The organism is Imbroritus primus, from assembly GCF_964332355.1.
Lineage (GTDB): Bacteria > Pseudomonadota > Gammaproteobacteria > Burkholderiales > Burkholderiaceae > Imbroritus > Imbroritus primus.
Map to the genome: position 1 here is coordinate 620,553 of NZ_OZ201293.1, position 25,335 is coordinate 645,887.

The 25,335-nt window shown below is 64.2% G+C and carries 24 protein-coding genes; 16 read left to right on the top strand and 8 right to left on the bottom strand.

Annotated elements, in window-relative coordinates:
- Positions 1–18 precede the first annotated feature (18 nt).
- Positions 19–1,605: a D-alanyl-D-alanine carboxypeptidase/D-alanyl-D-alanine endopeptidase gene (dacB, locus tag ACQ3C8_RS02810; protein ID WP_428852371.1), complete on the bottom strand. Its 1,587-nt coding sequence runs from the start codon at positions 1,603–1,605 to the stop codon at positions 19–21.
- Positions 1,606–1,774: 169 nt separating this feature from the next.
- On the opposite strand from dacB, the gene ACQ3C8_RS02815 reads away from it, so the two are divergent.
- Positions 1,775–2,560, top strand: coding sequence for an SDR family oxidoreductase (locus tag ACQ3C8_RS02815; RefSeq protein ID WP_428852372.1), 786 nt, complete (start codon positions 1,775–1,777; stop codon positions 2,558–2,560).
- Between the two features lie 3 nt (positions 2,561–2,563).
- Here ACQ3C8_RS02815 and ACQ3C8_RS02820 read toward each other — a convergent pair whose 3' ends face one another.
- A complete protein-coding gene (locus ACQ3C8_RS02820) occupies positions 2,564–3,067 on the bottom strand; it encodes an acyl-CoA thioesterase (RefSeq protein ID WP_428852373.1) in 504 nt (167 codons plus the stop codon).
- Positions 3,068–3,370: 303 nt separating this feature from the next.
- On the opposite strand from ACQ3C8_RS02820, the gene ACQ3C8_RS02825 reads away from it, so the two are divergent.
- The 6 genes from ACQ3C8_RS02825 (at position 3,371) to ACQ3C8_RS02850 (ending at position 10,082) form a co-directional block, all read left to right on the top strand.
- Positions 3,371–3,859, top strand: coding sequence for a hypothetical protein (locus tag ACQ3C8_RS02825; protein WP_428852374.1), 489 nt, complete (start codon positions 3,371–3,373; stop codon positions 3,857–3,859).
- Between the two features lie 299 nt (positions 3,860–4,158).
- Positions 4,159–5,775: a glucan biosynthesis protein gene (locus tag ACQ3C8_RS02830; RefSeq protein ID WP_428852375.1), complete on the top strand. Its 1,617-nt coding sequence runs from the start codon at positions 4,159–4,161 to the stop codon at positions 5,773–5,775.
- Entirely contained in the window at positions 5,772–6,194 is a 423-nt protein-coding gene (locus ACQ3C8_RS02835; protein WP_428852376.1) for a DUF3293 domain-containing protein, read from the top strand. Before ACQ3C8_RS02830 ends, ACQ3C8_RS02835 begins: the two co-directional genes overlap by 4 nt.
- Before the next feature lie 100 nt (positions 6,195–6,294).
- Positions 6,295–6,993, top strand: coding sequence for a response regulator transcription factor (locus tag ACQ3C8_RS02840; protein WP_009524209.1), 699 nt, complete (start codon positions 6,295–6,297; stop codon positions 6,991–6,993).
- Positions 6,994–7,006: 13 nt separating this feature from the next.
- Positions 7,007–8,287: a sensor histidine kinase gene (locus tag ACQ3C8_RS02845; protein ID WP_428852377.1), complete on the top strand. Its 1,281-nt coding sequence runs from the start codon at positions 7,007–7,009 to the stop codon at positions 8,285–8,287.
- 196 nt (positions 8,288–8,483) lie between these two features.
- Positions 8,484–10,082 (top strand): phosphoethanolamine transferase, encoded by a 1,599-nt coding sequence (locus ACQ3C8_RS02850; protein ID WP_428852378.1) that lies wholly within the window; start codon positions 8,484–8,486, stop codon positions 10,080–10,082.
- A gap of 38 nt (positions 10,083–10,120) precedes the next feature.
- Here ACQ3C8_RS02850 and ACQ3C8_RS02855 read toward each other — a convergent pair whose 3' ends face one another.
- Positions 10,121–11,092, bottom strand: coding sequence for a Bug family tripartite tricarboxylate transporter substrate binding protein (locus ACQ3C8_RS02855; protein WP_428852379.1), 972 nt, complete (start codon positions 11,090–11,092; stop codon positions 10,121–10,123).
- 244 nt (positions 11,093–11,336) lie between these two features.
- Here ACQ3C8_RS02855 and ACQ3C8_RS02860 point away from each other — a divergent pair, with 244 nt between their 5' ends.
- The 6 genes from ACQ3C8_RS02860 (at position 11,337) to ACQ3C8_RS02885 (ending at position 16,794) form a co-directional block, all read left to right on the top strand.
- On the top strand, positions 11,337–11,846 hold the full coding sequence (locus tag ACQ3C8_RS02860) for a hypothetical protein (protein ID WP_428852380.1): 510 nt from the start codon (positions 11,337–11,339) through the stop codon (positions 11,844–11,846).
- A gap of 381 nt (positions 11,847–12,227) precedes the next feature.
- Positions 12,228–13,385 (top strand): c-type cytochrome, encoded by a 1,158-nt coding sequence (locus ACQ3C8_RS02865; protein WP_428852381.1) that lies wholly within the window; start codon positions 12,228–12,230, stop codon positions 13,383–13,385.
- A complete protein-coding gene (gene ctaD / locus ACQ3C8_RS02870) occupies positions 13,382–15,130 on the top strand; it encodes a cytochrome c oxidase subunit I (protein ID WP_428852382.1) in 1,749 nt (582 codons plus the stop codon). The genes ACQ3C8_RS02865 and ctaD overlap by 4 nt, the downstream gene beginning before the upstream one ends.
- A complete protein-coding gene (locus tag ACQ3C8_RS02875; RefSeq protein ID WP_428852383.1) occupies positions 15,127–15,741 on the top strand; it encodes a cytochrome c oxidase subunit 3 in 615 nt (204 codons plus the stop codon). The genes ctaD and ACQ3C8_RS02875 overlap by 4 nt, the downstream gene beginning before the upstream one ends.
- A 29-nt stretch (positions 15,742–15,770) precedes the next feature.
- On the top strand, positions 15,771–16,451 hold the full coding sequence (locus ACQ3C8_RS02880) for a heme-copper oxidase subunit III family protein (RefSeq protein ID WP_428852384.1): 681 nt from the start codon (positions 15,771–15,773) through the stop codon (positions 16,449–16,451).
- Positions 16,452–16,458: 7 nt separating this feature from the next.
- A complete protein-coding gene (locus ACQ3C8_RS02885) occupies positions 16,459–16,794 on the top strand; it encodes a cytochrome C oxidase subunit IV family protein (protein WP_428852385.1) in 336 nt (111 codons plus the stop codon).
- 79 nt (positions 16,795–16,873) lie between these two features.
- Here the strand turns inward: ACQ3C8_RS02885 and ACQ3C8_RS02890 are convergent, their stop codons facing one another.
- Positions 16,874–18,244, bottom strand: a complete 1,371-nt coding sequence (locus ACQ3C8_RS02890) for an MFS transporter (protein WP_428852386.1) — start codon at positions 18,242–18,244, stop codon at positions 16,874–16,876.
- A 579-nt stretch (positions 18,245–18,823) separates the two neighbouring features.
- On the opposite strand from ACQ3C8_RS02890, the gene groES reads away from it, so the two are divergent.
- Together groES and groL are read left to right on the top strand one after the other, a co-directional pair.
- Positions 18,824–19,114: a co-chaperone GroES gene (gene groES / locus ACQ3C8_RS02895; RefSeq protein ID WP_009524221.1), complete on the top strand. Its 291-nt coding sequence runs from the start codon at positions 18,824–18,826 to the stop codon at positions 19,112–19,114.
- Positions 19,115–19,146: 32 nt separating this feature from the next.
- Positions 19,147–20,793 (top strand): chaperonin GroEL, encoded by a 1,647-nt coding sequence (gene groL, locus ACQ3C8_RS02900; RefSeq protein ID WP_009524222.1) that lies wholly within the window; start codon positions 19,147–19,149, stop codon positions 20,791–20,793.
- A 138-nt stretch (positions 20,794–20,931) separates the two neighbouring features.
- Here the strand turns inward: groL and ACQ3C8_RS02905 are convergent, their stop codons facing one another.
- On the bottom strand, positions 20,932–22,248 hold the full coding sequence (locus tag ACQ3C8_RS02905; RefSeq protein WP_428852387.1) for an ankyrin repeat domain-containing protein: 1,317 nt from the start codon (positions 22,246–22,248) through the stop codon (positions 20,932–20,934).
- 341 nt (positions 22,249–22,589) lie between these two features.
- On the opposite strand from ACQ3C8_RS02905, the gene ACQ3C8_RS02910 reads away from it, so the two are divergent.
- Positions 22,590–23,063 (top strand): hypothetical protein, encoded by a 474-nt coding sequence (locus ACQ3C8_RS02910; RefSeq protein WP_428852388.1) that lies wholly within the window; start codon positions 22,590–22,592, stop codon positions 23,061–23,063.
- Positions 23,064–23,161: 98 nt separating this feature from the next.
- On the opposite strand, the gene ACQ3C8_RS02915 is transcribed toward ACQ3C8_RS02910, so the two are convergent.
- The 3 genes from ACQ3C8_RS02915 to ACQ3C8_RS02925 are packed head-to-tail and all read right to left on the bottom strand — an operon-like array spanning position 23,162 to position 25,139.
- Positions 23,162–23,683, bottom strand: a complete 522-nt coding sequence (locus tag ACQ3C8_RS02915; protein WP_428852389.1) for a TPM domain-containing protein — start codon at positions 23,681–23,683, stop codon at positions 23,162–23,164.
- Between the two features lie 8 nt (positions 23,684–23,691).
- Positions 23,692–24,513, bottom strand: a complete 822-nt coding sequence (locus ACQ3C8_RS02920) for a TPM domain-containing protein (protein ID WP_428852390.1) — start codon at positions 24,511–24,513, stop codon at positions 23,692–23,694.
- On the bottom strand, positions 24,513–25,139 hold the full coding sequence (locus ACQ3C8_RS02925) for a LemA family protein (RefSeq protein WP_009521439.1): 627 nt from the start codon (positions 25,137–25,139) through the stop codon (positions 24,513–24,515). Before ACQ3C8_RS02925 ends, ACQ3C8_RS02920 begins: the two co-directional genes overlap by 1 nt.
- Between the last annotated feature and the right edge of the window lie 196 nt (positions 25,140–25,335).

The following is a 25,335-nucleotide window of genomic DNA, read 5'->3' on the forward strand; positions in this document are numbered from 1 at the left end:
CCGGGCAGGCGCGCGGGATTAGCGCATCCCGGCATAGACCCATTGCAGCAGCGCATCGTGCGCGGCCTGCGCGGCGCTCGCGTTGGGGTGATTGATCATGCTGACCACCACATACTGCTGGCCATCCGCCGCATTCACATAACCCGCGATGGCCCGCACGCCCTCGAGCGTTCCCGTCTTGATATAGGCGTTGCCGGCCACGCCGGCCGAGGTCAGCCGCTTGCGCATGGTGCCGTCGAAGCCGACCACCGGCAGCGACTCGCGCAGTTGCGGGCCGACCTCGCTGGCCGCCGCCTGCAGCAACAGCCGGCCCAGGTTGGCGGCACTGATGCGCTCGATGCGCGAGAGCCCGGAGCCGTTGTCGATCACCAGTTCAGGCATGTCCAGCCCCTGCCTGGCCAGCCATTGGCGTACTGCCAATGCCGACTTGGCGGGTGTGGCCGGGCGGTGGCCCAGCTCCGCGCCGATGGTCAGCATCAGCTGGCGCGCCATCACGTTGTTGGAAAACTTGTTGATGTCCTGTACCGCCGAGCCGAGCGTCTGCCCGTAGTGCGACGCTAGCAGGACGGCGCTGCGCGGCACCACGCCTTCGCGCAGACCGGGGATCTGCCCGAAGCGGCCGCCTTGCTGCTGCCACAGCGCGACAAAACCGCCCCACATGAAATCCGCATGATTGAGCACGGCGATATTCCAGCCGCGTTCGCCGCAGTCCGCCGGAAAATCGCCGCTGAAGGTTACCTGCAGCGTGCCGTCCGGTTGCTGCTGCGGACGCGCTGCCGCGTGGCTGCGCCAGTCGCCGCAGGCGCCGGCACGCAAGCGCATCTGGTTGTCGATGCGCAGCTGGGCCAACGGTGGTGTGACGCCGATGGTCACACCTTGCCCGGCAACATCCGGGGCGAGGATGAAGCTGAGCGTCTTGAAGGCATACAGCAATGCATCCGGGGCGACGTTATAGGCCTTCTGGTCTTCACCGTCGAGCGACGGAGCGCGCGAGACATCGTTGGCGAAATAGCTGCGGTCGAGCACCAGGTTGCCGTTGAGCGTGTGCACCCCGGCTGCCTGCACGTGGTTGATCAGCTTGGAGAGCTCCTCCGGCACCAGCTTGGGGTCGCCGCGTCCGCGCAGATAGAAGTTGCCGTTGACGATGCCGTTGACCGGCGCGTTGTCGGCATACAGCGCGGTCTGCCAGCGGTACTGGGGGCCGAGCAGCTGGAGCCCGGCGAAGGTCGTGACCAGTTTCATGGTCGATGCCGGATTCATCGGCTGGCTGGCATGCCATGCCACGGCCGGCGCCGATGCGCCCACGCGCGCCACATAGATGCTGACCGCTTCGCCGGGCACACGCGCCTTGCGCAGCGCGGTTGCCACGGCTGGCGGTGCCGGCATGTCCGCAACCGGCGCGGCGGTGCGACGCCTGGCTTGCGCCTCGGCAGGGCCGGGCAGGGCCACGATGGCTGTCGCCAGGACCAGGGCGGCATACTGGCGCCAGACGCGCCAAGCGGGGCGGGAGCGGTGGGGCACGGCGGGTGACGGTGTATCGCGCAGGCGCACGGAGCAGGGCGCAAGGGGGAGCAATAGGGCGGGCATGGTCGCGGGATTCGGCATCGTGCGATGTTAACGCGTCTGGTCCTGCTTGCGGGGGACAACAGTACGTGTCGTGTGCATTTTGACCGCGCCGGGGAAGGCATCTGCGTGCCACGTCCTCGGGCACGCACCGGGGCGGTTGCGTGGATCGTCGCGGACAGCATCGCTCGGCCGGCCGTGTGGAGCGTGCATGACGCTACGGGCCGCTGCCGGTATCATCGCTGCCATGCAGATCGATTTTTCCCTCAAGGGCCGCACCGCGCTGGTGACCGGGGCCGGGCAAGGCCTGGGTTTCAGTATCGCCGCAGGCCTGGCTGGCGCGGGTGCGCACGTCTGGCTCAACGGGCGTGATGCCCAACGTCTCGAAATCGCCGCCGGGCGCTTGCGCGCCGAGGGCGCCAGCGTGGGCATCCTGCCGTTCGACGTGCGCGATGACACGGCAGTGGAGCGGGCGCTTGCGTCGTTGCCGCAGGCGCCGGATGTCCTGGTCAACAATGCCGGGCTGCGGCAACGCGACACGCTCGATCGCCTGCAGCCGGATGACGTGCGCACAATGCTCGATGCCAATCTGGTCGGGCCGTTCATCTTGTGCCGGCGCGTGGCGCAGGGCATGACGCAGGGCGGGCGCATTATCAACGTCACCTCGATCGCCGGCCATATCGCCCGTGGCGGTGATGCGGCGTACACCGCCTCCAAGGCCGGGCTGACCGGCCTGACGCGCGCCCTGGCTGCCGAGCTCGGTCCGCGCGGCATCACGGTCAATGCGATTGCCCCAGGCTACTTCGCTACGCCGCCGAACCAGGCCATGGTCGACGATCCGACAGTGGCCGACTGGCTGGCAAGGCGTACTTCACTGGGCCGCTGGGGACAGCCAGAGGAGATTGCCGGCGCGGCGGTATTTCTGGCCTCGCCGGCCGCCTCGTACATTACCGGGCACGTGCTGGCCGTGGATGGCGGCTACCTGGCGCATTTCTGAGCATCAGGCGTGTGGCGGCGGGGGCGCTGCGGTATCGCGGATCGCCTGCTGGCGCTGTTCCATTTCCTGCCGTAGCTGGCGGCGCTGCTGCGCGCTCTCGAAGCGCCGGCGTTCCTCGTCGGTCGCCGGTTGCAGCGGTGGGACTTCGGCCGGATTGCCGGCATCGTCGACCGCCACCATGGTGAAGTAGCAGCTGTTGGTATGGCGGGCGACGCGCGTGCGGATGTTCTCGGTCACCACCTTGATGCCGATTTCCATTGACGTGCGGCCGGTGTAGTTGACCGACGCGAGGAAGGTCACCAGCTCGCCGACATGAATCGCCTGGCGGAACATGACCTGGTCGACCGACAGCGTCACCACATAGGAGCCGGCATAGCGGCTGGCACAGGCGTAGGCCACGCCGTCGAGCAGCTTGAGAATGTGGCCGCCGTGCACATTGCCGGAAAAGTTCGCCATGTCGGGCGTCATCAGGACCGTCATGGTCAGTTGCTGCTTGCTGTCGTTCATCGTCGTTGTCCAGGCATGGAAAGACACCGCCATGCGGCAGGTGCGCGGGCTGCAATATGGGCTGTCAAGCGAGTGATCAGGTGAGCAATCAGGTGGGCTCATAAGGAGTCATACGCTGGCCCGGGCGATCCCCGGAACCGCGTATGGCCGCGTTCGCTCACTCTACCGCCAGATTACCCGATCCGCATCCGCCGGCTGTTACCAGCCGTTACAGCCTTGGGTCGGCGGAAACAGGCATCTGGCGGTTGACGTGATTAAATAGGCTTCATACACCACCGGGTGTGACGTGAAAAGGAGTACCCCATGAAGCTGTCCCAACGCCAACTCGTTCGTCTGGTTGCTGCTGGCGCCGTGCTTGCAACACTTGCCGGTGGCGCGCAGGCGGCTGACCGCAAGACCACCAACACCCTGATCGGCGCGGCGATTGGCGCTGTCGGTGGTGCACTGATTTCCAACGGCGACCCGATCATGACGATCGGCGGCGCAGCAGCCGGTGGCCTGATCGGCAACGTCGCGACCCGCGACCGCCATGACTATGGTTACCGCACCGACTATCGCGGGGATTACCGCCATGGCGACCGCCGTGTCGACTACCGCCGCGATCCGCATCCCGGGTATCGCGACGATTACCGTAACTATCGCGCCCAGCCCGACCGCGACCGCGCATGGCAACGCGACGAGCGGGTTTGGCAGCGCGACAATCGCGTCTGGCAGGATGGCGGGCGGGGATATCCGCGCCAGGTCACCTATGGCAGGCCCGGCGATGACCGCTACTACGACGGCCGCTGGTAAGCAGGTGTCGTGACTGTTCTCGCCGCGACGGGAACACTGGGTCGAAGCTGCCTTACCCGGGGCCCACGCATTCGCGTGGGCCTTTTGTTTCCTGCTTGCTCCTCGTGCGTCACCGAACTTATTTCGCCAATTTTTGTCGGCCCGGACGGGCGTAGGGTGCGTGCTAGCATGCAGCGTATCCGGCCGCGATAGCAGACCCATCCGTACGGTGTTGTGCATCCCATGCGCATCGACGAGGGACTGTGATGAGGAACCGAAAGCGGCCTGGAGTGTTCAACCGTTTTGACAGGAAAGCCTCGATGGTGAAACGCCGTACCGTGCTGGCGTCCGCAACGGCGTCGCTGGGATTGGCCGCGCTGGGCTGGACCCCGGCAGCGCATGCCGCGCGCACGATGAAACTCGGACGCGCCGCGTCTTTCTCGCATGAGCAACTGGTGGCGCGCGCCCGCGCACTGGCCGCCCGGCCTTATGTGCCGCCGCCCGCGCCGCCGCGCGAGGTCCTCGAAAAGATCGACTATGCCGCGCACGGCAAGCTGCGCTTCAAGAGCGACTACGCGCTGTTCGCCGACGGCCCCGGCCAGTTTCCGGTGACGTTCTTCCACCTCGGCCGGTTCTTCCAGACCCCGGTGCACATGTATCTGCTGGAGCCGGCAGGCGATGCGCAGACGGCGCGGGAAATCCTCTACGATGCCTCGTACTTCGAGATGCCCGCCGACAGTCCGGCGCGCGCATTGCCGGCCGGTAGCGGCTTCGCCGGGTTTCGTTTTCAGGAGAGCCGCACGGGCGAGATCGACTGGCGCAAGAATGACTGGGTGGCGTTTCTCGGCGCATCCTACTTCCGCGCGGTGGGCGAGTTGCTGCAGTATGGATTGTCGGCGCGCGGCATTGCCATCGACGTCGCCGTCGCGGGCAAGCCGGAGGAGTTCCCGGCCTTTACCCATGTCTATTTCGAAACACCCCGGCCGGGCAGCGACACCGTGATCGTGCACGCGCTACTCGATGGCCCGAGCCTCTCGGGCGCGTATCGCTTCACCATGCGCCGCACGGCGAAGATCGTGACGGATGTCGAGGCCACGCTGTTCGTCCGCCGCGATATCGCGCGTCTTGGCATTGCGCCTGCCACGTCCATGTACTGGTATTCGGAAACCGCCAAGGGCACGGCGGTGGACTGGCGTCCGGAAGTGCACGACTCCGACGGGCTGGCGATCTGGACCGGTGCGGGCGAGCATATCTGGAGGCCGCTCAACAATCCGCCACGGACCACCGCATCGAGCTTTGCCGACCAGGCGCCCAAGGGCTTCGGCCTGTTGCAGCGCGACCGCGCCTTCGACAACTACATGGACGGCGTGCACTACGAGAAGCGCCCGAGTCTGTGGGTCGAGCCGCTCGATGCATGGGGCAAGGGCGCGGTACAGCTCATCGAGATTCCGACCGACGACGAGATCCACGACAACATCGTCGCCATGTGGGTGCCGCACGAACCGGTGCGTGCCGGTGCGCAGTATCGCCTGCGTTACCGTCTGCACTGGAATGCCGAAGAGCCGTATCCATCCCCGCTGGCACGCTGCGTCGCCACCCGGCTTGGCAATGGCGGCCAGCCGGGCGAGCCGCGGCCGCAGGGCGTGCGCAAGTTCATGGTCGAGTTTCTTGATGGCCCCCTGGCCGACCTGCCGTTCGGCGTGAAGCCCGAGGCCGTGCTGAGCGCGTCGCGCGGAACGTTTTCCTACATCTTCACCGAAGCCGTGCCCAACGGCGTGCCGGGCCACTGGCGCGCGCAGTTCGATCTGACCGTCGATGGCGATGCACCGGTCGACATGCGCCTGTTCCTCAAGACCGGTGACCGGGCATTGTCCGAAACCTGGCTGTTCCAGTACCATCCCTTTCCCTCGGTACTCAATCTGTGGAGCAAGCCGTGATCGAACCTTCCCTGCTGGCGGCCTATCTGGCTGCCGGCTACCGCGTGGACACGGTACCGCCCTTCGTCATGCGCGTCGGCCAGCCGTGCCCGCCGCTGGCGGATCTGCTGCGCCGCCATCACTGCGGTTCGGCCGCGTATCTGACCGCCTGGAATCCGCGCAGCGCCAAGCTGCCGGCGGCGCAGAACATCGAGGCGCAGTCCCGGCTGGTGCAGGATGTGGTGGCCTCGGGCTGCCGCTGGTACGACGGTGTCAGCAACGATCCTACGGGCAACTGGCCGCAGGAGCCCAGCGTGCTGGTGCTTGGCCTGGCGCGCGAGCGCGCCCGCGAACTGGCGCGTGCCTATGAACAGAATGCTTTCCTGTGGAGCGAGCTCGATGCCCAGGGCGAGGTCGCGCCTGCGCTGATCGTCGTCTGAACCGATGCGACGAACTTCCCGTGGCAGCCCGTTCGTCCGGTGCGCTCGGGTGTAGCGTTCCCGCACAGCATAACCCCCGCGAATCGCGTATGCTCCCGCCATGCGCCTGCTGATCATCGAAGACAACGCCGATATCGTTGCCAATCTCTATGGCTATTTCGAGCCGCTCGGGCATGTCCTCGACACGGCCGCGAACGGCTACGCCGGGCTGGCGCTGGCGGCGCAGCACGAGTACGACGCCATCGTGCTGGACCTGTCGTTGCCCGGGCTCGACGGGCTGACGCTCTGCCGCCGGCTGCGCGATGAACTGCAGCAGTCCGTGCCCGTCCTTATGTTGACCGCGCGCGATACGCTTGATGACAAGGTTGCAGGCTTCGAGAGCGGCGCGGATGACTATCTGGTCAAGCCCTTCTCCCTGGTCGAGCTGGATGCCAGGCTCAAGGCTCTGGTGCGCCGCGCGCACGGGGTCAAGACCGATACTGGCCGGCTGCAGGTCGGCGATCTGGTATTCGATACCGCGACCTACGAAGTCCGGCGCGGCGGTCGTCCGGTCGAACTGACCCGGACCGGCTACAAACTGCTTGCCTGCCTGATGCGCGCCGCCCCCAAGGTAGTGTCGCGTGCCACGCTGGAAGCGGAAGTGTGGGGCGATGACCGTCCCGACAGCGATGCGCTGCGCACGCACATCCACGCCCTGCGCCAGGCCATCGACCGGCCGCAGGAGAGCACGCCGGGCCACGCCATGCTGCGCACCGTTCAAGGCGTCGGCTACCGTCTGGTGAGCGAAGATGCCGTTTGACGATTTACCTCCCATGCCGCCACGCCCCTCGAGCGCCTTGCGCCGGCGGATCATCAGTGCGTATCTCCTGTTTGCGCTGGGCGTGTGTGCGCTGTTCGGCGTGATTGCCATGTTTGCCGTCGAAGGTATCGAGGTACGACTGGTCGACGAACGCCTGACCGAAATCGCCGAGTGGGCCTCCCCGCGCCACACCGGCGGCCTGCCTGTCGAGATGCCGGCGGGCGTCAGTTTCTATCATGGCGAGTCTATCCCGTTGTCGTTGCGCGGTCTGTCGCCGGGCATCCAGGAAAAGACGGTGGATGGCGTCGGACTGCACGTGCTGGCCGGGCGCGATGCTGCCGGAGAATACGTTGTGGTCGATCACGAGAGCGACTACGAGGAAATCGAACTGGTGGTCTACACCATCGTCGGCGCTGGTTTCCTGGGATGTCTCGGACTGGCGCTGGTGCTGGGGCGGCTCACCGCCAACTGGCTGGTGACGCCGGTGACCGAACTGGCCGAGGCGGTGGCGCGCGATACGCCGGAGGCGATCCAGCCGCTCCTCGCGCGCGACGATGAGATGGGGGCGCTGGCGCGGTCATTTACCGCGCGCACGGCTGAACTGCAGCAGTATCTGGCGCGCGAGCGCTTCTTTACCGGCGATGTCAGCCACGAACTGCGTACACCGCTGACCGTGATCACGGGTGCGGCGGAACTGCTGGCCCAGCGCACCACCGAGACGCCGACCCTGCACGCACCCGTGGCACGTATCCAGCGGGCGGTACAGGAAGCTTCGGAGTGCATTAACGTTCTCCTGCTGCTGGCCCGTGCGCCCGAGCGGATCGATGCGCCGGCCAACGATATGGCCGATATCATCCGGACCGAGATGGAGCATTGCCAGCCTTTACTGGCGAACAAGCCGGTCAGTCTGGTGTTCGAAGGACTCCCTCAGCGCACGGTATTTGCACATGGCGAACTGGCCGCGACGGCCATCGGGAATTTGCTGCGCAATGCTTGCCAGTACACGGCGGCCGGACAGGTGCTGGTGCAGCTTGATGCGGACGGCGTCAACGTGAGCGATACGGGCCCCGGCGTGCCCGAGGTGATCCGCGCGCGCCTGCAGGATGCGCCGCTGCCCGCCGGGGCCGGCGGGCAGCGCCCGGTCGGCGCGAATGGTTCGGCGGGTACGGGCCTGGGACTGGCACTGGTGCGCCGCATCTGCGAGCACCTCGGCTGGCAGTTGCAGGTAAGCGACCCGCCTGGCGGCGGTAGCTGTTTTCGTATCGTGTTCTCGCCTGCGCCGCGCGTCACCTGAACGTTACTTTCCCCCTTCTTAACATATTCCTAACATCTTCCTCACGCTGCGCTGACGGCTGCCCGGTTACGTTTGCGGCAGCCGGCGGATGTCCTGCCGGCATGGTCATTGTGACTGGCTCCCGCGGCCGGTCCTTGGGGAAGGCATGCAGGCACCGTCGCAGTTCATACAGTCACGCTTCAGTTTGCGTCCATGGATGCTGACCCTGGCCGTCTCGGTGCTGCTGGTCGCGGTATATAACGTGGCCTTCTGGCGGCATCTGGTCACGGCCACCGGCGGGATGGCGGCGGGTAACCTGCTGCTGTACATGGCGACCTTCGTCATCCTCGTGTTGCTGCTCAATGCCACGCTGACGCTGCTGGCATTCCGGCCGGTGCTCAAGCCCGTCATCATCGTCCTGCTGTGCGTGACCTCGCTGGCCAGCTATTTCATGAATCACTACGGGATCGTGATCGATGCGGCGATGATCCAGAACGTCTTCGAAACCGATCCGCGCGAAGCCTCCGAACTGTTCAACTGGAAGCTCGCCGCGACCTTCCTGCTGCTGGGATTGTTGCCGTCTGTGCTGGTGTGGCGCGTGCCGCTGCGCTATGCATCCTTCCGCCGCGAGACCCTGTCGCGTGGCAGCGCACTCGGCATTTCGCTGGCGGTCGCCGTGGCCTTGCTGTTGGTGTTCTTCAAGACGTTTGCCCCGACCTTTCGGGAGCATCGTGAACTGCGCTTCCTGCTGACGCCGCTCAACTATATCCAGGCTACCAACAGCTTCGTCAAACGCAAGCTGAGCCGGCCCCTCGTAGTTGCTCCGCTGGGAACGGATGCCGTGCGCGGTCCGTTGTGGGCGGCTTCGAGCCCGCGCCGTACGGTGATGGTGATTGTTGTCGGCGAGACAGCACGCGCCATGAATTTCTCGCTCAATGGCTATGCTCGCCAGACCAATCCTGAACTGGCGCGGCAAGATGGGCTGGTCAATTTCCGCGAGGTTTACTCCTGCGGCACCGCCACTGCCGTATCGGTGCCGTGCGTCTTCTCGGCGCTGGGACGCGCGGATTATTCGGAAAGCAAGGCAAAGAGCCAGCAGGGTTTGCTCGACGTGCTGAGCCATGCGGGCATGGATGTCCTGTGGCGCGATAACAATTCGGGGTGCAAGGGCGTATGCGACCGTGTGCGCTACGAGGATTACTCTTCCTCTGCCACACGTGATGCATTCTGCGTCAATGGCGAATGCTATGACGAACGCATGCTGGAAAAGCTGCCCGAGATCATCCGTGACACGCAGCGCGATATGGTGATCGTGCTGCATCAGAAGGGCAGCCATGGGCCGGCCTATGCCAAGCGCTATCCGGAAGGCTTCGGGCGTTTCGGCCCGGTGTGCGATACCAATGACCTTGCCAAGTGCTCAACCGCCTCGATTGTCGCGGCCTACGACAACACCATTCTGTACACGGATCACTTTATCAGCCGGGCGATCGACATGCTCAGGGCGGAAAAAGGGGTGGATACGGCACTCATGTATTTCTCGGATCACGGTGAATCGCTCGGCGAGAACAATATGTACCTGCACGGGGCGCCGTATATGATCGCGCCGGTCGAGCAGCGACACGTGCCTTTCATGCTGTGGATGTCACGCAGTTTCGGAGAGCGTTACCAGATCGACGGCAAGTGCCTGGCCGCACGCAGCGGCCAGACGTTCTCGCACGACAATGTGTTCCATACCGTGCTGGGCATGCTGAACGTGCAGACCGCGGTCTACAGTCCGGCCCTCGATATGGTGCATGCCTGCCGCCACGCTGCCTGAGGGTGGCTCGTACGATCGGTGCGGCAGGCGGGGCGGGATCAGTCCATACTGATCTTGGCTTCGGCAGCGAGCTTCTTCCAGTCGGCGATCTCGCGCGTCACGCGCTTGTCGAGGTCCGCTGCGCTGCTGCCAACCACCACGGCGCCTTGTGCCAGGAATTTTTTCTGGATGTCCGGATCCTTGGCAGCGTTGGCGACAGAGGCCTGGAGCTTGTCGACCACGGCTTGCGGCGTCTTGGCCGGTACGAACATGGCGTACCAGGAATCCACCTCGAAGCCGGGTACCGTTTCTGCGACGGTCGGCATATCCGGGAACACCGGGCTGCGCTTGGCCGTGGACACGGCGATGCCTTTCAGCTTGCCTTGCTTGATGAACTCGGCCACGGCGGGCAGCGAGACCCACAGCGCCGGAATCTGGTTGCCGAGCACGTCGATGACAGCCGGGCCGCCGCCGCGATAAGCAATGTGCGTCAGCTTGGCTTTCGTCTTGAGGCGCAGCTGTTCACCGGCGATATGGCTGGGCGAGCCGGTGCCGGCCGAGCCATAGTCGAGGCCGTTCGGCAGGGTGTTGGCGTAGGCGATCAGCTCGCGGAGGTTGTTCGCCGCGACGCTGGGATGCACGACCAGCACCTGCGGGGCCGATGCCACGAGGCTAACCGGCTTGAAGTCCTTGAGCGTATCGAACGACAGCTTCTTGTAGATGGCCGGGTTGATGGTGTGCGACGACAGCGTCAGCAGCACGGTATAGCCATCGGGGGCGCTCTTCGCGACCACGTTGGTGCCGATCGTGCCGCCTGCGCCGCCGCGGTTTTCAACCACGATGGACTGGCCGAGTGCCTTGGCCATCGGTTCCTGGATGATACGGGCTGCGACGTCGACGCTGCCGCCGGCCGGGTAGGACACGATCATGGTGATCGGCTTGGTTGGGTAGGGATCGGCAGCAACCGCGAAAGCGGAGCAAAGGGATAGTGCCGCGCCCGCCAGAATGGCGGCGCGGGGATGACGGGTCATGCGCGCAAACATTGAGATCTCCAAACTCGGCATTTAGGGATGGGCCGAGCTTATTGTTTTTTTGTCGTGTTGATGAGAAGTATTTTTCGCATTGATATGAGAAAAACACATATAACATTTACCCGATTAAACTTCTTTGCGCAAGCAGCATATGTACTATCATTCGAGAAAAACCGGCTTGCGCCGTTGCCCAGAAGGTGCCGGCAAGGCCACGTGAATCCACGGTCCATCACCGGAGGGCATCATGGAACTTCACTTGCGATCTCATCATCTGTGGGAAGCCCGGCTGCCGGACTGGCCTGCGGCCGTTGTCGCCGGCTTTGCCGCGGGCGCGCTGGTCATGGTCCTTGAATTGCTGTGGGTGACCTTGGTCATGGGCATCAGCCCGTGGATCGGCCCGCGCATGATCGCGGCCATGCTGCTGGGGCCGGGCGTACTCGAGCCCGCGACCTTCAACGTGTGGGTCATCGCGGTGTCGCTGTTTGTCCATTTCCTGCTGGGAAGCGTGCTGGGCGTGCTGTTCGCCCTCGTGGCCGCGCCCTTGCGCCTCGATTCGAACGTGGCACTGGTCCTGGTGGCTGGCTTGCTGTTCGGTGTCGTGGTCTATCTGGTCAATATCGTCGGCATGTCGCGCGTCTTCACTTGGTTCGCCCCGACGCAAGGGTGGGCGACGTTCGCCGCCCATCTGGTGTTCGGCATGTTCAGCAGTTGGATGTACTGGCTTCTGGAGAGACGGGGAACGGGCATGTCCTGACATTCACCGTTTTTCCAGCCCATGGCGCCGCTAGGCGGTGCCCGGACGCGCGGTTATTCCGCGCGTCCACTATTTTAGGATTTCGATTATCGGTACCTGTCCGATATATTGGGATGGGATTATCCTGATCGGCGTCTTCCATATTATTTTCCCTGGATTGTCCGATATATTGGGACGGGGATATGCCGGGAATATCCGATATATTGGGATTATCTGGCGTCCGCCGGATTTTCTCCGGATTTTTTTGCGACTTCCCCCTGCGGAAGGCGGGTATCCGGGCGTCGCGCCACCTTTCTTGCACCTCCCGGTTCCACGAACTAGTCTTGAAGCACTTGTAGTCGACATCCGGTCGGATCGGCACCGCGCGTGGTGGGGGTTGCCATGGGGATGGCTGTCGCATTGCTCCTGATCGTGGTCGCCTCGGTGCTGTTTCACATCCTCAGCCCCTGGTGGTCCACACCGCTGGCGTCCAACTGGAAACAGATGGACGACACGCTCCTCATGACGCTTGCGGTAACGGGGGCGTTCTTCATTGCCATCAACCTGTTCGTCGCCTACATCCTGCTGCGCCACCGGCACCGCCCTGGCAAGGACCGGCGCGCTGCGTACGAACCGGAAAATCGCCGCCTCGAATGGTGGCTCATCGGGCTGAGCACGCTGGGTATTGTCGGGCTGCTGGCACCGGGGCTGTTCGTCTACGCCAACTATGTTGCCCCGCCATCGCAGGCGATGCTGCTCGAAGTCACCGGCCAGCAGTGGCAATGGCATTTCCGCTTTCCCGGCAAGGACGGCCGACTCGGCACCACGGATGCGCGCTTTGTCTCCGTTGACAACCCGCTCGGGCTGAATCCGGATGATCCCGCGGGGTTCGATGACGTGGTGGTCGAAGGCAACGAGACGCAGTTGCCGCTGAACGTGCCGGTCAAGGTGTTGCTCCGCTCCAAGGACGTGCTGCACGACTTCTATCTGCCGAACATCCGGGCCCGCATGAACCTGGTGCCAGGCATGGTGACCAGTTTCTGGTTCACGCCCGTGCAGGCAGGGCGCTTCGAGGTGCTGTGCGCGCAACTGTGCGGCGTGGGCCATCACAATATGCGCGGCTACGTGCGCGTCACAGAACCTGCGGCGTTCGAGGCCTGGCTGGCCGGCCAGCACACCTTTGCACAGTTGCGCCAGGCCGGCGCGGCACCGCAGGCAGCCGGCACGATGCTGGGCAAGGCGCTGGCGCAGAGCAAGGGCTGCGTGGCCTGCCATTCGGTCGATGGCTCGGCCAGTGTGGGGCCGACCTGGCGCGGCCTGTTCAACCACAGCGTACCGCTGGCCGACGGCAGTACCCGGCAGGCGGACGCCGACTATCTTGCCGAATCCATCCGCGAACCGCAGGCGAGCGTGGTCAAGGGCTATCCGCCGATCATGCCCAAGACCGTGCTCAGCGATGAGGAGGTCGCCGCATTGGTGGGCTATATCCAGTCGCTCAGCAGTGCCCCGGCAACCACCGGGGCGGGCGGAACGAATGCCGCGGCAGGGAGGCAGCCATGACGGGTGACGCGCACGCGCCGCACAGCTTCTGGACGCGCTATGTCTGGAGCCAGGATCACAAGGTGATTGCGATCCAGTACGCCATTACGGCCATTGCCATCGGCATCGTGGGCCTGGTGCTGTCCAATCTCATGCGCATGCAGCTCGGGTTTCCCGGCAAGTTCGCCTTTATCGACGCGCAGCACTATTACCAGTTCATGACCATGCACGGCATGATCATGGTGGTGTACCTGCTCACGGCGCTGTTCCTGGGCGGTTTCGGTAATTACCTGATTCCGCTGATGATCGGCGCGCGCGACATGGTGTTCCCGTATCTCAATATGCTGAGCTTCTGGTGCTACCTGCTATCGGTGCTGGTGCTGGTGGCCAGCTTTTTCGTGCAAGGCGGTCCGACAGGCGCCGGTTGGACCCTGTACCCGCCACAGGCGATCCTGCCTGGCACGCCGGGACACGACTGGGGCATCATCCTGATGCTGGTGTCGCTGCTGATCTTTATCGTCGCCGCGACCATGGGCGGGCTGAACTATGTCACCACGGTGCTGCAGGCACGCACCGAGGGCATGACGCTGTTCCGCATGCCGCTCACGGTATGGGGCATCGTGATGGCGACCATCCTGGCGCTGATCGCGTTTCCTGCCCTGCTGGTGAGCGGCATCATGATGCTGCTCGACAAGCTGGCGGGCACGAGCTTCTTCATGCCGGCGATCGTGTCGATGGGCGCGCCGCTCGACTACAAGGGTGGCAGCCCGCTGCTATTCCAGCACCTGTTCTGGTTCTTCGGCCACCCCGAGGTCTATATCGTGGCGCTGCCGGCCTTCGGGATCGTGTCCGACCTCATCAGCGTGCATGCGCGCAAATGCATCTTCGGCTACCGCACGATGGTCTGGGCCATCCTCGCGATCGGCGGGCTGAGCGTGGTGGTGTGGGCGCACCACATGTTCGTCAGCGGCATGAACCCGTACTTCGGTTTTTTCTTTGCCACGACCACGCTGATCATCGCCGTGCCGACTGCCATCAAGGTCTACAACTGGGTACTCACGCTGTGGCGCGGCGATATCCATCTCACCGTGCCGATGCTGTTCGCGCTGGGCTTCATCAGCACCTTCCTGATCGGCGGGCTGACCGGACTGTTTCTCGGCAATGTCAGCGTCGACATCCCGCTCTCGAATACCTATTTCGTCGTTGCGCACTTCCATATGGTGATGGGTGTCTCGCCGATCCTCGTGATCTTCGGCGGCATCTACCACTGGTATCCCAAGGTGACCGGCCGCATGCTGAACGACACGCTTGGCAAGGCGCATTTCTGGATCACCTTCCTGGGCACCTACGCCATCTTCTTTCCGATGCACTACCTCGGTATTCTTGGCATGCCGCGCCGCTACTACGCCTTCGAGAACTACGCGTTCATCCCGCAATCCGCGCATACGCTGAACATGTGGATCTCGGTGATCGCCTTCATCGTCGCCGCCGCGCAGCTGATGTTCCTGTTCAACCTCGCGTGGAGCGTACGCCATGGCAGGCCGGCAGGCGCCAATCCGTGGCGCGCCGCCTCGCTCGAATGGCAGACGCCGCAGACGCCGCCCGCCCATGGCAACTGGGGTGCAGCAACGCCGGTGGTGTATCGCTGGGCCTACGCGTACAGCGTACCGGGCGCCGCCGAGGACTTCATTCCCCAGCAGATGCCACCCCAGCCCGGCATCGAGGACGAACCGTATGTGCCACACCGGACGGAGGTGCTGTCATGACCCAGGCGACCCTCGAGCGGCGCAGCACAGCGCTGCCGTCTCTGTCCGTCTCGGCGGCGAGTACCGCGCTGTGGTTCTTCATGCTGGTGGCAACGTCGCTGTTCATGCTGTTCCTGATGGCCTATGCCATGCGCATGGATCAACCGGACTGGCGCCGGTTGCCTGTGCCCGACGTGCTATGGCTGAGCGCTGCATGGCTGGTGCTTGCCAGCCTGACGATGCAGGCAGCCGTGATGATCGCGCGCCGCGGCAGGATGGAGGCAGCGCACCAGACGATGCTGGCCGGCGGGGTGTGCACGCTGCTGTTCCTGTGCACGCAGCTGTGGGCGTGGCGCGTGCTGGGCCAGTCGTTTGCGGATACGCCGGCCAGCAGCTTCTTCTATGTGCTGACGGCCCTGCATGGCCTGCATGTACTCGGCGGGCTATGGGCCTGGACGGTGGTGTGGCGCCGCGGCGCCGACGGCACGCGTGACGATGCGCCGGACGAGGTGCGCCTGATGACGCTGTGCGCGCGCTACTGGCATTTCCTGCTGGCGGTGTGGCTCGTGCTGTTTGCCGCGCTCGGCTGGCTGACCCCCGAGCTGGTGCGGCGCATCTGCGGCACCGGTTGATGCGGAGCATGGCGATGGCACACACCTCGATGGCAATTTCCCCTGATGCCGCGCATCCCGCAGGCGGATGGCGCGGCTTCGTCGCCGACTGGTCGTCGGACCGCACCGCCTTCCGCGTGTCGTGGGGCAAGGCGATGATGTGGATCTTCCTGCTGAGCGACACGTTTGTCTTCGGCTGCTTCCTGATCGGCTACATGACGGTACGCATGTCGACCACGGTGGCGTGGCCCAACCCGAGCATCGTCTTCGGATTGAACGTGGGTGGAGTGGAGGTGCCGCTGCTGCTGATCGCGCTGATGACCTTCGTGCTGATCACCAGCAGCGGCACCATGGCGATGGCGGTGAACTACGCCTACCAGCGCGACCGCTATCGTGCGGCCCTGCTGATGGTGATCACTGCGATTCTCGGCGAGTGCTTCGTCGGCATGCAGGCGTTCGAGTGGAGCAAGCTGATTTTCGAGGAAGGCGTGCGGCCCTGGGGCAACCCGATGGGTGCGGCGCAGTTCGGGTCGGCGTTCTTCATGATCACCGGCTTCCATGGCCTGCATGTCACGGCCGGCGTGATCTATCTGATGACGGTCGCGCTCAAGCTGACGCGCGGCGACTACGAGCGCGGGGGCGATTACCAGATCGTCGAGATCGCCGGCCTGTACTGGCACTTCGTCGACCTGGTGTGGGTCTTCATCTTCGCGTTCTTCTACCTGTGGTGAGGCCATCATGGAAACCGCACATGAACCGCAACATCAGCAGCAACACCAGCAACACCCGATCAGCCTGTACCTGAAGATCTGGGGGCTGCTGTTCGTCCTCAGCACGCTTTCGTACCTGGTCGACTATTTCCAGCTGCAGGGCATGCTGCGCTGGACGCTGATCGTCGTCTTCATGATCGCCAAGGCCGGACTGATCATCGCTGTGTTCATGCACATGGCGTGGGAGCGCATGGCGCTGGTCTGCGCCATCCTTATCCCGCCGGCGGCGCTGCTCGTGTTCGTCTGGCTGATGGCCGCCGAGGCGGACTATACGTTCGTGACGCGCGGCGTGTTCTTCCGCTAGCGGCGTTGTGTCGCGGAAGCGCGAGCGGCATAAAAAAGCCAACCGTACTGGTTGGCTTTTGCCGGGCAGGAATCTTCGCTCACTGCTCGATTTCGACGTCCTTGGTTTCCTTGCCGCACAGCAGTGCGAGCAGGGTAATCAGTGCCATCACCGACAGGTATACGCCCACCAGCACCGGACTGCCGCCGGCCTTGCTCCACAGCCAGACCGCGATGAACGGTGCGACCGCGGCGCCAAGAATGGACGAGATGTTGTAGGAGATGCCGGAACCCGTGTAACGCACGTGCGTCGGGAACAACTCCGGCAGCAGGGCGCCCATCGGACCGAACGTCGCACCCATCAGGCTGAAGCCGAGGATCAGCCACAGCATGACGCCGGCAAAGCCTGCGTTGAGCAGCGGCACCCACGACAAGCCGAACAGGATGATGCCGAGCGTCACGACGATCAACGTGCGGCGTCGCCCGAAGCGGTCCGCCCACGGACCGGAGAGCAGGGTGAAGATACCGAAGAACACCACGCCCGCGATCAGCATCAGCACGAAGGTGTTGTAGCTGTAGCCCAGGCCGGGCAATTGGCCGTTAGCGGGATCCACGGGCGCGCGGCCATAGCTGAGCGAGAACGTCGTCATCAGGTAGAAGAGCACGTAGGTCGCCAGCATGTAGAAGGTGCCCAGCACCAGTTCGCGCCAATGCTTGCGGACCACCTCGCCGAGCGGACGGCGGACCACCTTGCCGGTCTTCACGGCCTTGGTGAAGGCGGTGCTTTCCACCAGGCTCAGGCGTACCCACAGGCCGATCACGACCATCACCACCGAGAAGATGAACGGGATACGCCAGCCCCAGGCGAGGAAGGCCTCGGACGGACGCGAAGGATCATCGGACGGCAGCATCGCCGCGACGATCAGGAACAGGCCATTGGCGATGATGAAGCCGAGCGGCGCACCCAGTTGCGGGAAAGTGCCATACAGCGCGCGCTTGGCCTTGGGTGCGTTCTCGGTGGCCACCAGCGCGGCACCGGACCACTCGCCGCCAATCGCAAAACCTTGCGCCAGCCGCAGGACCACCAGCAGCAGCGGTGCCAGCCAGCCCACGCTTTCATAGGTCGGCAAAAAGCCGATCAGCACCGTGGCGATGCCCATGGTGAGCAGTGCCGCCACCAGCGTTGTCTTGCGGCCGACCTTGTCGCCCAGGTGGCCGAAATAGATCGCGCCGAGGGGGCGTGCAATCATCGCCGCGCCGAACACGGCGAACGATGCGAGCAGGGCGGTCGTCTCGTTGCCATGCGGGAAGAAGAGGTGCGGGAAGACCAGCACGGCGGCGGTGGCGTAGACGTAGAAATCGTAGAACTCGATTGTCGTCCCGACCAGGCTGGCGATGATGACGCGCGCGGGACGGTTCGCGGGCGCCGACGCAACGGGTTGCGCAGAGGAAGCGGTGGAGGTTTGAGACATGATGTATTGAGAAAGGTCTGGGCCGGGCGGCCTCCGGAGCGTCAGCGCATAGTGGCGCCATCGGCGTGATGCGTATCCGGGGCAGAGAGGGGTGCCGGGGCATGTCTCCCGGCGCAGGCGAAAACCGACTGATAGAAGTGCGGTGGAAGCCGCATCGAGGCGGGGAGAGCCCCGCCGGGGGAAATGTACGCCGGCGCACTCTCATGCAGGCGATGCGGGATTGTACTGCAACCGTCGTGATCCGGTTTGGGTGCGACTGTCTAATCGCGTTGCCCGGCCTGGGGCGGCGGTCGTACAGACGGTAGGCCGGCGACACTGCTTGCCGGTGTCGGTGGTTTTGCCAGAGGCGCTGGCAGGAGTGCGGAGGCTGTGCCCTACTGGTTTTCCCTAGGCTGCCGCCGTTGTCGCCCCAACAAAATTTGGCAATGGCGCGCCTTGAAAATGTCATGCCCCACCCCTATACTTAGCACTCGTTCGGGGTGAGTGCTAACAGCGCATCCCGGCGCTTTCGAATTCTGCTGGCCGTCCAAGCTGGCGGCTAAATGTGAACACATACTCACTTTGTATAGAGGAGTTCGTATGAATCTGCGTCCTTTGCACGATCGCGTGATCGTCAAGCGTCTCGAGCAAGAAACCAAGACGGCTTCCGGCCTGATCATTCCGGATGCGGCTGCTGAAAAGCCGGATCAGGGCGAAGTCGTGGCCGTCGGCCCGGGCAAGAAGGATGACAGCGGCAAGAACATTGCCCTGGATGTGAAGGTGGGTGACCGTGTGCTGTTCGGCAAGTATGCCGGCCAGGCTGTCAAGGTCGATGGCCAGGAGCTGCTGGTCATGCGCGAAGAAGACCTGATGGCTGTGGTCCAGGCCTAAGCTTTCTCTCAACGTAACCGGAGATACAGAACATGGCAGCAAAAGACGTCGTATTTGGAGATTCCGCCCGCGCCAAGATGGTCGAGGGCGTCAACATCCTGGCCAACGCGGTCAAGGTGACCCTGGGCCCGAAGGGCCGCAACGTGGTGCTCGAGCGCAGCTTCGGCGGCCCGACCGTGACCAAGGACGGTGTGTCCGTGGCCAAGGAAATCGAGCTGAAGGACAAGCTCCAGAACATGGGCGCGCAGATGGTCAAGGAAGTGGCTTCCAAGACCAGCGACAACGCCGGTGACGGTACCACCACCGCAACCGTGCTGGCCCAGTCGATCGTGAAGGAAGGCATGAAGTTCGTGGCCGCCGGCATGAACCCGATGGACCTCAAGCGCGGCATCGACAAGGCCGTTGCAGCCGCTGTCGAAGAGCTGAAGAAGATCAGCAAGCCGACCACCACCAGCAAGGAAATCGCTCAGGTTGGTTCGATTTCGGCCAACAGCGAAACCTCGATCGGCGACCGCATCGCTGAAGCCATGGACAAGGTTGGCAAGGAAGGCGTGATCACCGTCGAAGACGGCAAGTCGCTGGCCGACGAACTCGAAGTCGTGGAAGGCATGCAGTTCGACCGCGGCTACCTGTCGCCGTACTTCATCAACAATCCGGAAAAGCAGGTTGTTGCCCTGGAGAACCCGTTTGTCCTGCTGTTCGACAAGAAGATCTCGAACATTCGTGACCTCCTGCCGGTGCTCGAGCAAGTCGCCAAGGCTGGCCGTCCGCTGCTGATCATCGCTGAAGACGTGGAAGGCGAAGCCCTCGCCACGCTGGTGGTCAACAACATCCGTGGCATCCTGAAGACCTGCGCCGTCAAGGCTCCGGGCTTTGGCGACCGCCGCAAGGCCATGCTGGAAGACATCGCCATCCTGACCGGCGGTGCCGTGATCGCTGAAGAAGTCGGCCTGACCCTCGAAAAGGCAACCCTGGAGCACCTCGGCCAGGCCAAGCGTATCGAAGTGGGCAAGGAAAACACCATCATCATCGACGGCGCAGGCGATGCCTCGCAGATCGAAGGCCGTGTCAAGCAGATCCGCGCCCAGATCGAAGAAGCGACCAGCGACTACGACCGTGAAAAGCTGCAAGAGCGCGTGGCCAAGCTGGCCGGCGGTGTTGCCGTGATCAAGGTTGGTGCTGCCACCGAAGTCGAAATGAAGGAAAAGAAAGCACGCGTGGAAGACGCGCTGCACGCCACCCGCGCTGCCGTGGAAGAAGGCATCGTCCCGGGCGGTGGTGTGGCCCTGCTGCGTGCCCGTGCCGCGATCGCCGGCCTGGCTGGCGACAACGCCGACCAGAACGCCGGTATCAAGATCGTGCTGCGCGCCATGGAAGAGCCGCTGCGCCAGATCGTGACCAACGCCGGTGAAGAAGCTTCGGTCGTCGTGTCGAAGGTCATCGAAGGCAAGGGCAACTACGGCTACAACGCCGCCTCGGGCGAGTACGGCGACATGGTCGAAATGGGCGTGCTGGATCCGACCAAGGTGACCCGCACCGCGCTGCAGAACGCCGCGTCGGTCGCATCGCTGATGCTGACCACCGACTGCGCCGTGTGCGAAGCACCGAAGGACGAGTCCGCTGCTCCGGCAATGCCGGGCGGCATGGGCGACATGGGTGGCATGGGCGGCATGATGTAATCTGCCGGACCATCGGTCCTGCCGGGCTTCGGCCCGGTGTGCCATCAACCCCGTGATGCGTGAGCATCACGGGGTTTTTCGTTCTGGGGCTGGCTGGAGCATGGTGCGCTCGTGCGTGCCAACATCACGGCACGGCTGTCAGCACATCTGCGGCAGCGATTGCGGAGCGGGATGGGCGGCGGCCATTGCGGTCACGTCCTGGGCAGGCCTATGCAGGTGGGCGAGATCTGCGCCATGTTCCAGCAAGAGCATCACCAGTTCGGCGCAATCTCCGGCCGCCCGCAGCGGCGTGAGACCTTTTGCATCCGGCTGGTTGACCGAGCTGCCCGCACCTTTGGCGAGCAGCATCCGCACAAGCTCCACACGTCCGCTGCGCACTGCCATCAGCAGAGGTGTTGCACCATCGCGCGGATCGGGGCGGTTGAGGGCCGCCGCATCGCCATACGGCAGCAGCAGCTGCACGATCTCGGTGGCGCCGGCTGCGATGGCGGCGCGCAGCGGCGTGATGCCATCGTAATCAGCCTGCTCGAGCGAGGCATCCGCGCCCATGATCAGCAGGGCACGGACCACGCCCGGCTGTGCGCTGCGCACGGCGGTGAGCAGTGGCGTGGCGCCGGTGCGGTCGGTCTCGTTCAGTGAAGCTTCAGCGCCGCGCCGTAGCAGGGCAGTCACGAGCGGCACGCTGTGCAACGCAATGGCGGTGGCCAGCGGGGTGGTGCCGCTACGGTCGGGACAGTTGAGCGTCTGCCGGGGCAGGTGGTTGAGCAGCGCCGGAAAGTCGTTGCGGTAGCACGTGGCAAGCCGCTCAATGCCGGCGCGCAGGTGCAGGCGCAGCGGGAAGGCCATGCCCTCCTGATCGAGAAAGCCGTTGAACAGGCCGCTTTGCAGCAACCTGTTGAGGGCGATGACGCGTGCGTCGTCCGGGCCGTAGCATTCGCCTGACGCCAGCATCTGCGTTACCAGCGACTCCAGCATGCTGAAATCGACGCGGCCATTGCGGTATGGCACATAGGCCGGATCCAGTGCCAGAAAATGCTCTGGCAGCAGTGTCAGGCCTTCATCACGCATGCGCATCATGCTGACGATAACGGCGGTATCGCACAGGCAGCGCGCTTTCTCCGGCGCTTCCATCAGGCGGGCCACGTTCGTATCCGCAGGCAGCAGGCGCGCATCGGTATGGACCATGGCAAGCAGCTTGCGGCGGAGATCAGCTCCGTGCCGGGCCGGCATGGCGAGGATGATCTGGCGGCGCCGCTGAATGTCTTGCGCAGTCGGGGCGGCGGGCGGTGCCACGAACGCGCGCATGGCGGTCAGGCGATCGAGGGTACGCTGCATCAGGGGTGTCGTCAGGCTGCGCAGGAAACGTGTGGACACAGGGCGCGCATGCAGCGATGAGACCGGACTGGGGTTGAACCAACGCAGGGCGTCATGCAGGTCAGTCGTATGGAAACGCATGATGCATCTCCTGTGTGAATTGGATTGACTTCAGCATAGATCGCGGTGCGGCGGCGTACCGCAAACAAACGTGACGGGGAGCGGCGTAGCGTCCGGCTTGGGCCGGTTTGGAGGCGTTTGCGGTGGAAATTTACAAGAATTCACAGTTGCATGTCGATGGACTGGCTAGCATCGCCGAAGCATTCCGCAGTCCCGCAGTCCCGCAGTCCGGCGTAGTTCTTTTACGCCGTATTCCAGCGGCCACGTTTCCGCGCTTGTGCCATCGCTGTCCCGATAGTGCCGGCCTAGGTATTGCCGGCCCAAGGCATCGCTGCATCCCCTCGAACAGGAAAGACAGTCCGATGAAACCGCTTCGTCTACTGCTCGTCTCAGTGATAGCGTTGTTTGCCACGAGCCGCGCGCTGGCCACCGACCTTGTCACGTACCCGCTTGCCGAGGCGCTTGCCACGCAGGTTGCCCGGGACAAGCTCGATCCACGGATCCAGCTCAATTTCGCCAGGCAGGCGAGTGAGGTGGTACGCGGCAATCGCCGCGACGAGTGGCGGGTCGTGGCACGCAACCGTCGGCCGGTCAATGGCGTCAGCCATACGGAGTTTCCCGAGTCGCAGATGACGGAAAAGGAAGTATGCCAGCTCACTTTCGTACAGGCCCTGAAGGATTTGCAGAACAAGGCGCGCGTGGCCGGCGTTCAGTCGGTCGAGCAGATCACGAGCGGCTGGGCGCAGAATGATATGGCGAGCGATTCGCTTTTCACTTGTGCCGTGGGGGTGGCGACCATCGGCATCCAGCTGCGTGCCAGGGCGCAGCAACGCTGATTCGCGTGTGAGGAGTGCGCCCGCATGCGCGGGCGCAGAACCGGCGTAGAACAGGCGCAGAAGGTGAGTGCCCGTCGTGTCGTTGGGCAGCGGGCGAGCTAGCAAATCAGCGGCCGGTCCGGCAACTCATTGCTGTTGCCGCCGCGGGCAGGGTCAACTGGAAAGTGCCGGTTGGCCAGCGCATGCAGGGCGTGGATGACCTGGTGCAGCGCTGCCGTCTGCTGCTGCCGTGTGAAACCGCTGGTGAGGATGGCGCACAGCTCGTCCCACGTCGTGGCTGGCACGCGCGCTGCAAAGCCGCGGTCTGCGACGATTTCCACGGCATGGTCGGCGATATTGAGATAAAGCAGCACGCCGCTGTTGGCTTCCGTATCCCAGATGTCGAGTTCACGGAAGATATGCTCGGCACGCTCACGCGGCGAGACGCGGCCCCATACCTGCGCAAGCGGCAGGCTGCCTTCGATGACGACACGCAGCTCGCCCTGGTGGCCATGTTCGCCCGCCTGGATGGCATGCTCGATCCGGTCAAGCTCGGCATCGGGAAAGAGCGCCCGGACATGGGCGTGCGTGGTGCACAGGTGGGTGCACAGGCGCTTGAGGCGTGAAGGATGGGCCGGCATCGACGTCCTCACCAGTTGCCAGAGGCGCCGCCGCCGCTGAAGCCGCCGCCGCCTCCACCGCCGAAGCCGCCACCGCCGCCGAAACCGCCGCCTCCACGGCCACCGAAGCCGCCATGACCGATGCCGCCGAGTCCACCCAGGCCGCCCAGCCCGCCGGTCACGACGTGGCCGCGTCCCGGGCGCACCACCATGCCGCGTCGCCCGCCGCCGGCCATGGCGCGGATCAGGAACATCGCGATGATGAAGATCACGAAGGCGACGCTGAACCAGTCATAGAGATCGTTGGCGCCGGCTGCCGCACGCCGTTCCGGGGCCGGCAGCGCTTCCTTGTCGATGGTGGCCTGGATGGCCGCCACCCCGGCGCTCAGGCCGCCATAGAAATCGTTCTGGCGGAAGTGTGGCGCCATCACGTCCTGCAGGATGCGCTTTGACATGGCATCAGTCAGGGTACCTTCGAGCCCGCGGCCGACTTCCAGCCGCATCTTGCGCAGGTCAGACGGATTGTTCTTGGCGATCACCACGATCACGCCGTCATCGATGCCCTTGCGGCCTGCTTTCCACGCATCCGCGACGCGGATACTGAACATCTCGATCGGTTCCGGCGCGGTGCTGGGCAGCATCAGCACAAAGATCTGGCTGCCGCGTTCCGTTTCGTATGTTTCCAGAACGTGCTCGAGCGAGGCTTTCTGGTTGGCATCGAGGGTCGAAGTCAGATCCGTGACGCGCGCCTGCAGCGGCGGGACGGCAACCAGTCCCTGGGCGCTCGCGACATGCAGTAGCAGCGCGAGACAGATACCCGCGCACCACTGCAGGAACGACAGACGCTTCATCAGAATTTCACCGCCGGTGGAGCGGAAATAGCCTTCTCGTCTTCCACCGTGAACGTCGGCTTGACCTTGTAGCCGAACACCATCGCCGTGAGGTTCGTCGGAAAGCTACGCGCCAGCACGTTGTATTCCTGTGTTGCCGCGATGAAGCGCTGACGCGCCACCGTGATACGGTTCTCGGTGCCTTCGAGCTGTGATTGCAGATCGCGGAACAGCGTATCGGCCTTCAGCTGCGGATAGTTTTCCGCCACAGCCATGAGGCGCGACAGCGCGCTGCTCAACTGGCCCTGCGCCGCCTGGAAGCGCTGCATCGCTTCGGGGTCGTTCAGCACTTCGGGCGTGACCTGGATGCTGGTGGCCGCAGCGCGCGCCTTGACGACGGCATCGAGGGTCTCGCGCTCGTGCGAGGCATAACCCTTGACCGAGGCCACCAGGTTGGGAATCAGGTCGGCACGGCGCTTGTACTGGTTGACCACTTCGCCCCAGGCCGCCTTCACGGCTTCGTCCTTCGCCTGGAAATCGTTGTAGCCGCAGGCGCTGAGCAGGGAAAGCAGCCAGGCCACGCATAGCCAGCGCGCGATTGAAAAGAAGGCTGGGCGTTGCGGGAAAGAGATGGAAAGCGAGGTCATCTTGGGCGTACTCCGGCTGGGGTTCCAAACAACATCCGCGGATGAAGGCGCGGCACTCAAGCATACCGAATTTCGGTGGCGCTGACAGCTTTCGCCAGGCGGTCGCGGCGCGCAGATACCTCGAGGGGGGACTGTCCCGATGACCGAAGGCGCCGTGTGGCAGTCCGCCTGCTCCCCCGCGGCATGCATTTTTCGT

Bases quoted from the DNA above. Each gene is read 5' to 3' on its own strand.
- ACQ3C8_RS02820 (WP_428852373.1), bottom strand. From the start codon at position 3,067: ATGAACGACAGCAAGCAGCAACTGACCATGACGGTCCTGATGACGCCC.
- ctaD (WP_428852382.1), top strand. From the start codon at position 13,382: ATGACGGGTGACGCGCACGCGCCGCACAGCTTCTGGACGCGCTATGTC.
- ACQ3C8_RS02845 (WP_428852377.1), top strand. From the start codon at position 7,007: ATGCCGCCACGCCCCTCGAGCGCCTTGCGCCGGCGGATCATCAGTGCG.
- ACQ3C8_RS02885 (WP_428852385.1), top strand. From the start codon at position 16,459: ATGGAAACCGCACATGAACCGCAACATCAGCAGCAACACCAGCAACAC.
- ACQ3C8_RS02855 (WP_428852379.1), bottom strand. From the start codon at position 11,092: ATGACCCGTCATCCCCGCGCCGCCATTCTGGCGGGCGCGGCACTATCC.
- ACQ3C8_RS02825 (WP_428852374.1), top strand. From the start codon at position 3,371: ATGAAGCTGTCCCAACGCCAACTCGTTCGTCTGGTTGCTGCTGGCGCC.
- groES (WP_009524221.1), top strand. From the start codon at position 18,824: ATGAATCTGCGTCCTTTGCACGATCGCGTGATCGTCAAGCGTCTCGAG.
- ACQ3C8_RS02860 (WP_428852380.1), top strand. From the start codon at position 11,337: ATGGAACTTCACTTGCGATCTCATCATCTGTGGGAAGCCCGGCTGCCG.
- ACQ3C8_RS02905 (WP_428852387.1), bottom strand. From the start codon at position 22,248: ATGCGTTTCCATACGACTGACCTGCATGACGCCCTGCGTTGGTTCAAC.
- ACQ3C8_RS02920 (WP_428852390.1), bottom strand. From the start codon at position 24,513: ATGAAGCGTCTGTCGTTCCTGCAGTGGTGCGCGGGTATCTGTCTCGCG.
- ACQ3C8_RS02875 (WP_428852383.1), top strand. From the start codon at position 15,127: ATGACCCAGGCGACCCTCGAGCGGCGCAGCACAGCGCTGCCGTCTCTG.
- ACQ3C8_RS02840 (WP_009524209.1), top strand. From the start codon at position 6,295: ATGCGCCTGCTGATCATCGAAGACAACGCCGATATCGTTGCCAATCTC.
- ACQ3C8_RS02925 (WP_009521439.1), bottom strand. From the start codon at position 25,139: ATGACCTCGCTTTCCATCTCTTTCCCGCAACGCCCAGCCTTCTTTTCA.
- groL (WP_009524222.1), top strand. From the start codon at position 19,147: ATGGCAGCAAAAGACGTCGTATTTGGAGATTCCGCCCGCGCCAAGATG.
- ACQ3C8_RS02890 (WP_428852386.1), bottom strand. From the start codon at position 18,244: ATGTCTCAAACCTCCACCGCTTCCTCTGCGCAACCCGTTGCGTCGGCG.
- dacB (WP_428852371.1), bottom strand. From the start codon at position 1,605: ATGCCGAATCCCGCGACCATGCCCGCCCTATTGCTCCCCCTTGCGCCC.
- ACQ3C8_RS02915 (WP_428852389.1), bottom strand. From the start codon at position 23,683: ATGCCGGCCCATCCTTCACGCCTCAAGCGCCTGTGCACCCACCTGTGC.
- ACQ3C8_RS02815 (WP_428852372.1), top strand. From the start codon at position 1,775: ATGACGCTACGGGCCGCTGCCGGTATCATCGCTGCCATGCAGATCGAT.
- ACQ3C8_RS02865 (WP_428852381.1), top strand. From the start codon at position 12,228: ATGGGGATGGCTGTCGCATTGCTCCTGATCGTGGTCGCCTCGGTGCTG.
- ACQ3C8_RS02850 (WP_428852378.1), top strand. From the start codon at position 8,484: ATGCTGACCCTGGCCGTCTCGGTGCTGCTGGTCGCGGTATATAACGTG.
- ACQ3C8_RS02880 (WP_428852384.1), top strand. From the start codon at position 15,771: ATGGCAATTTCCCCTGATGCCGCGCATCCCGCAGGCGGATGGCGCGGC.
- ACQ3C8_RS02910 (WP_428852388.1), top strand. From the start codon at position 22,590: ATGAAACCGCTTCGTCTACTGCTCGTCTCAGTGATAGCGTTGTTTGCC.
- ACQ3C8_RS02830 (WP_428852375.1), top strand. From the start codon at position 4,159: ATGGTGAAACGCCGTACCGTGCTGGCGTCCGCAACGGCGTCGCTGGGA.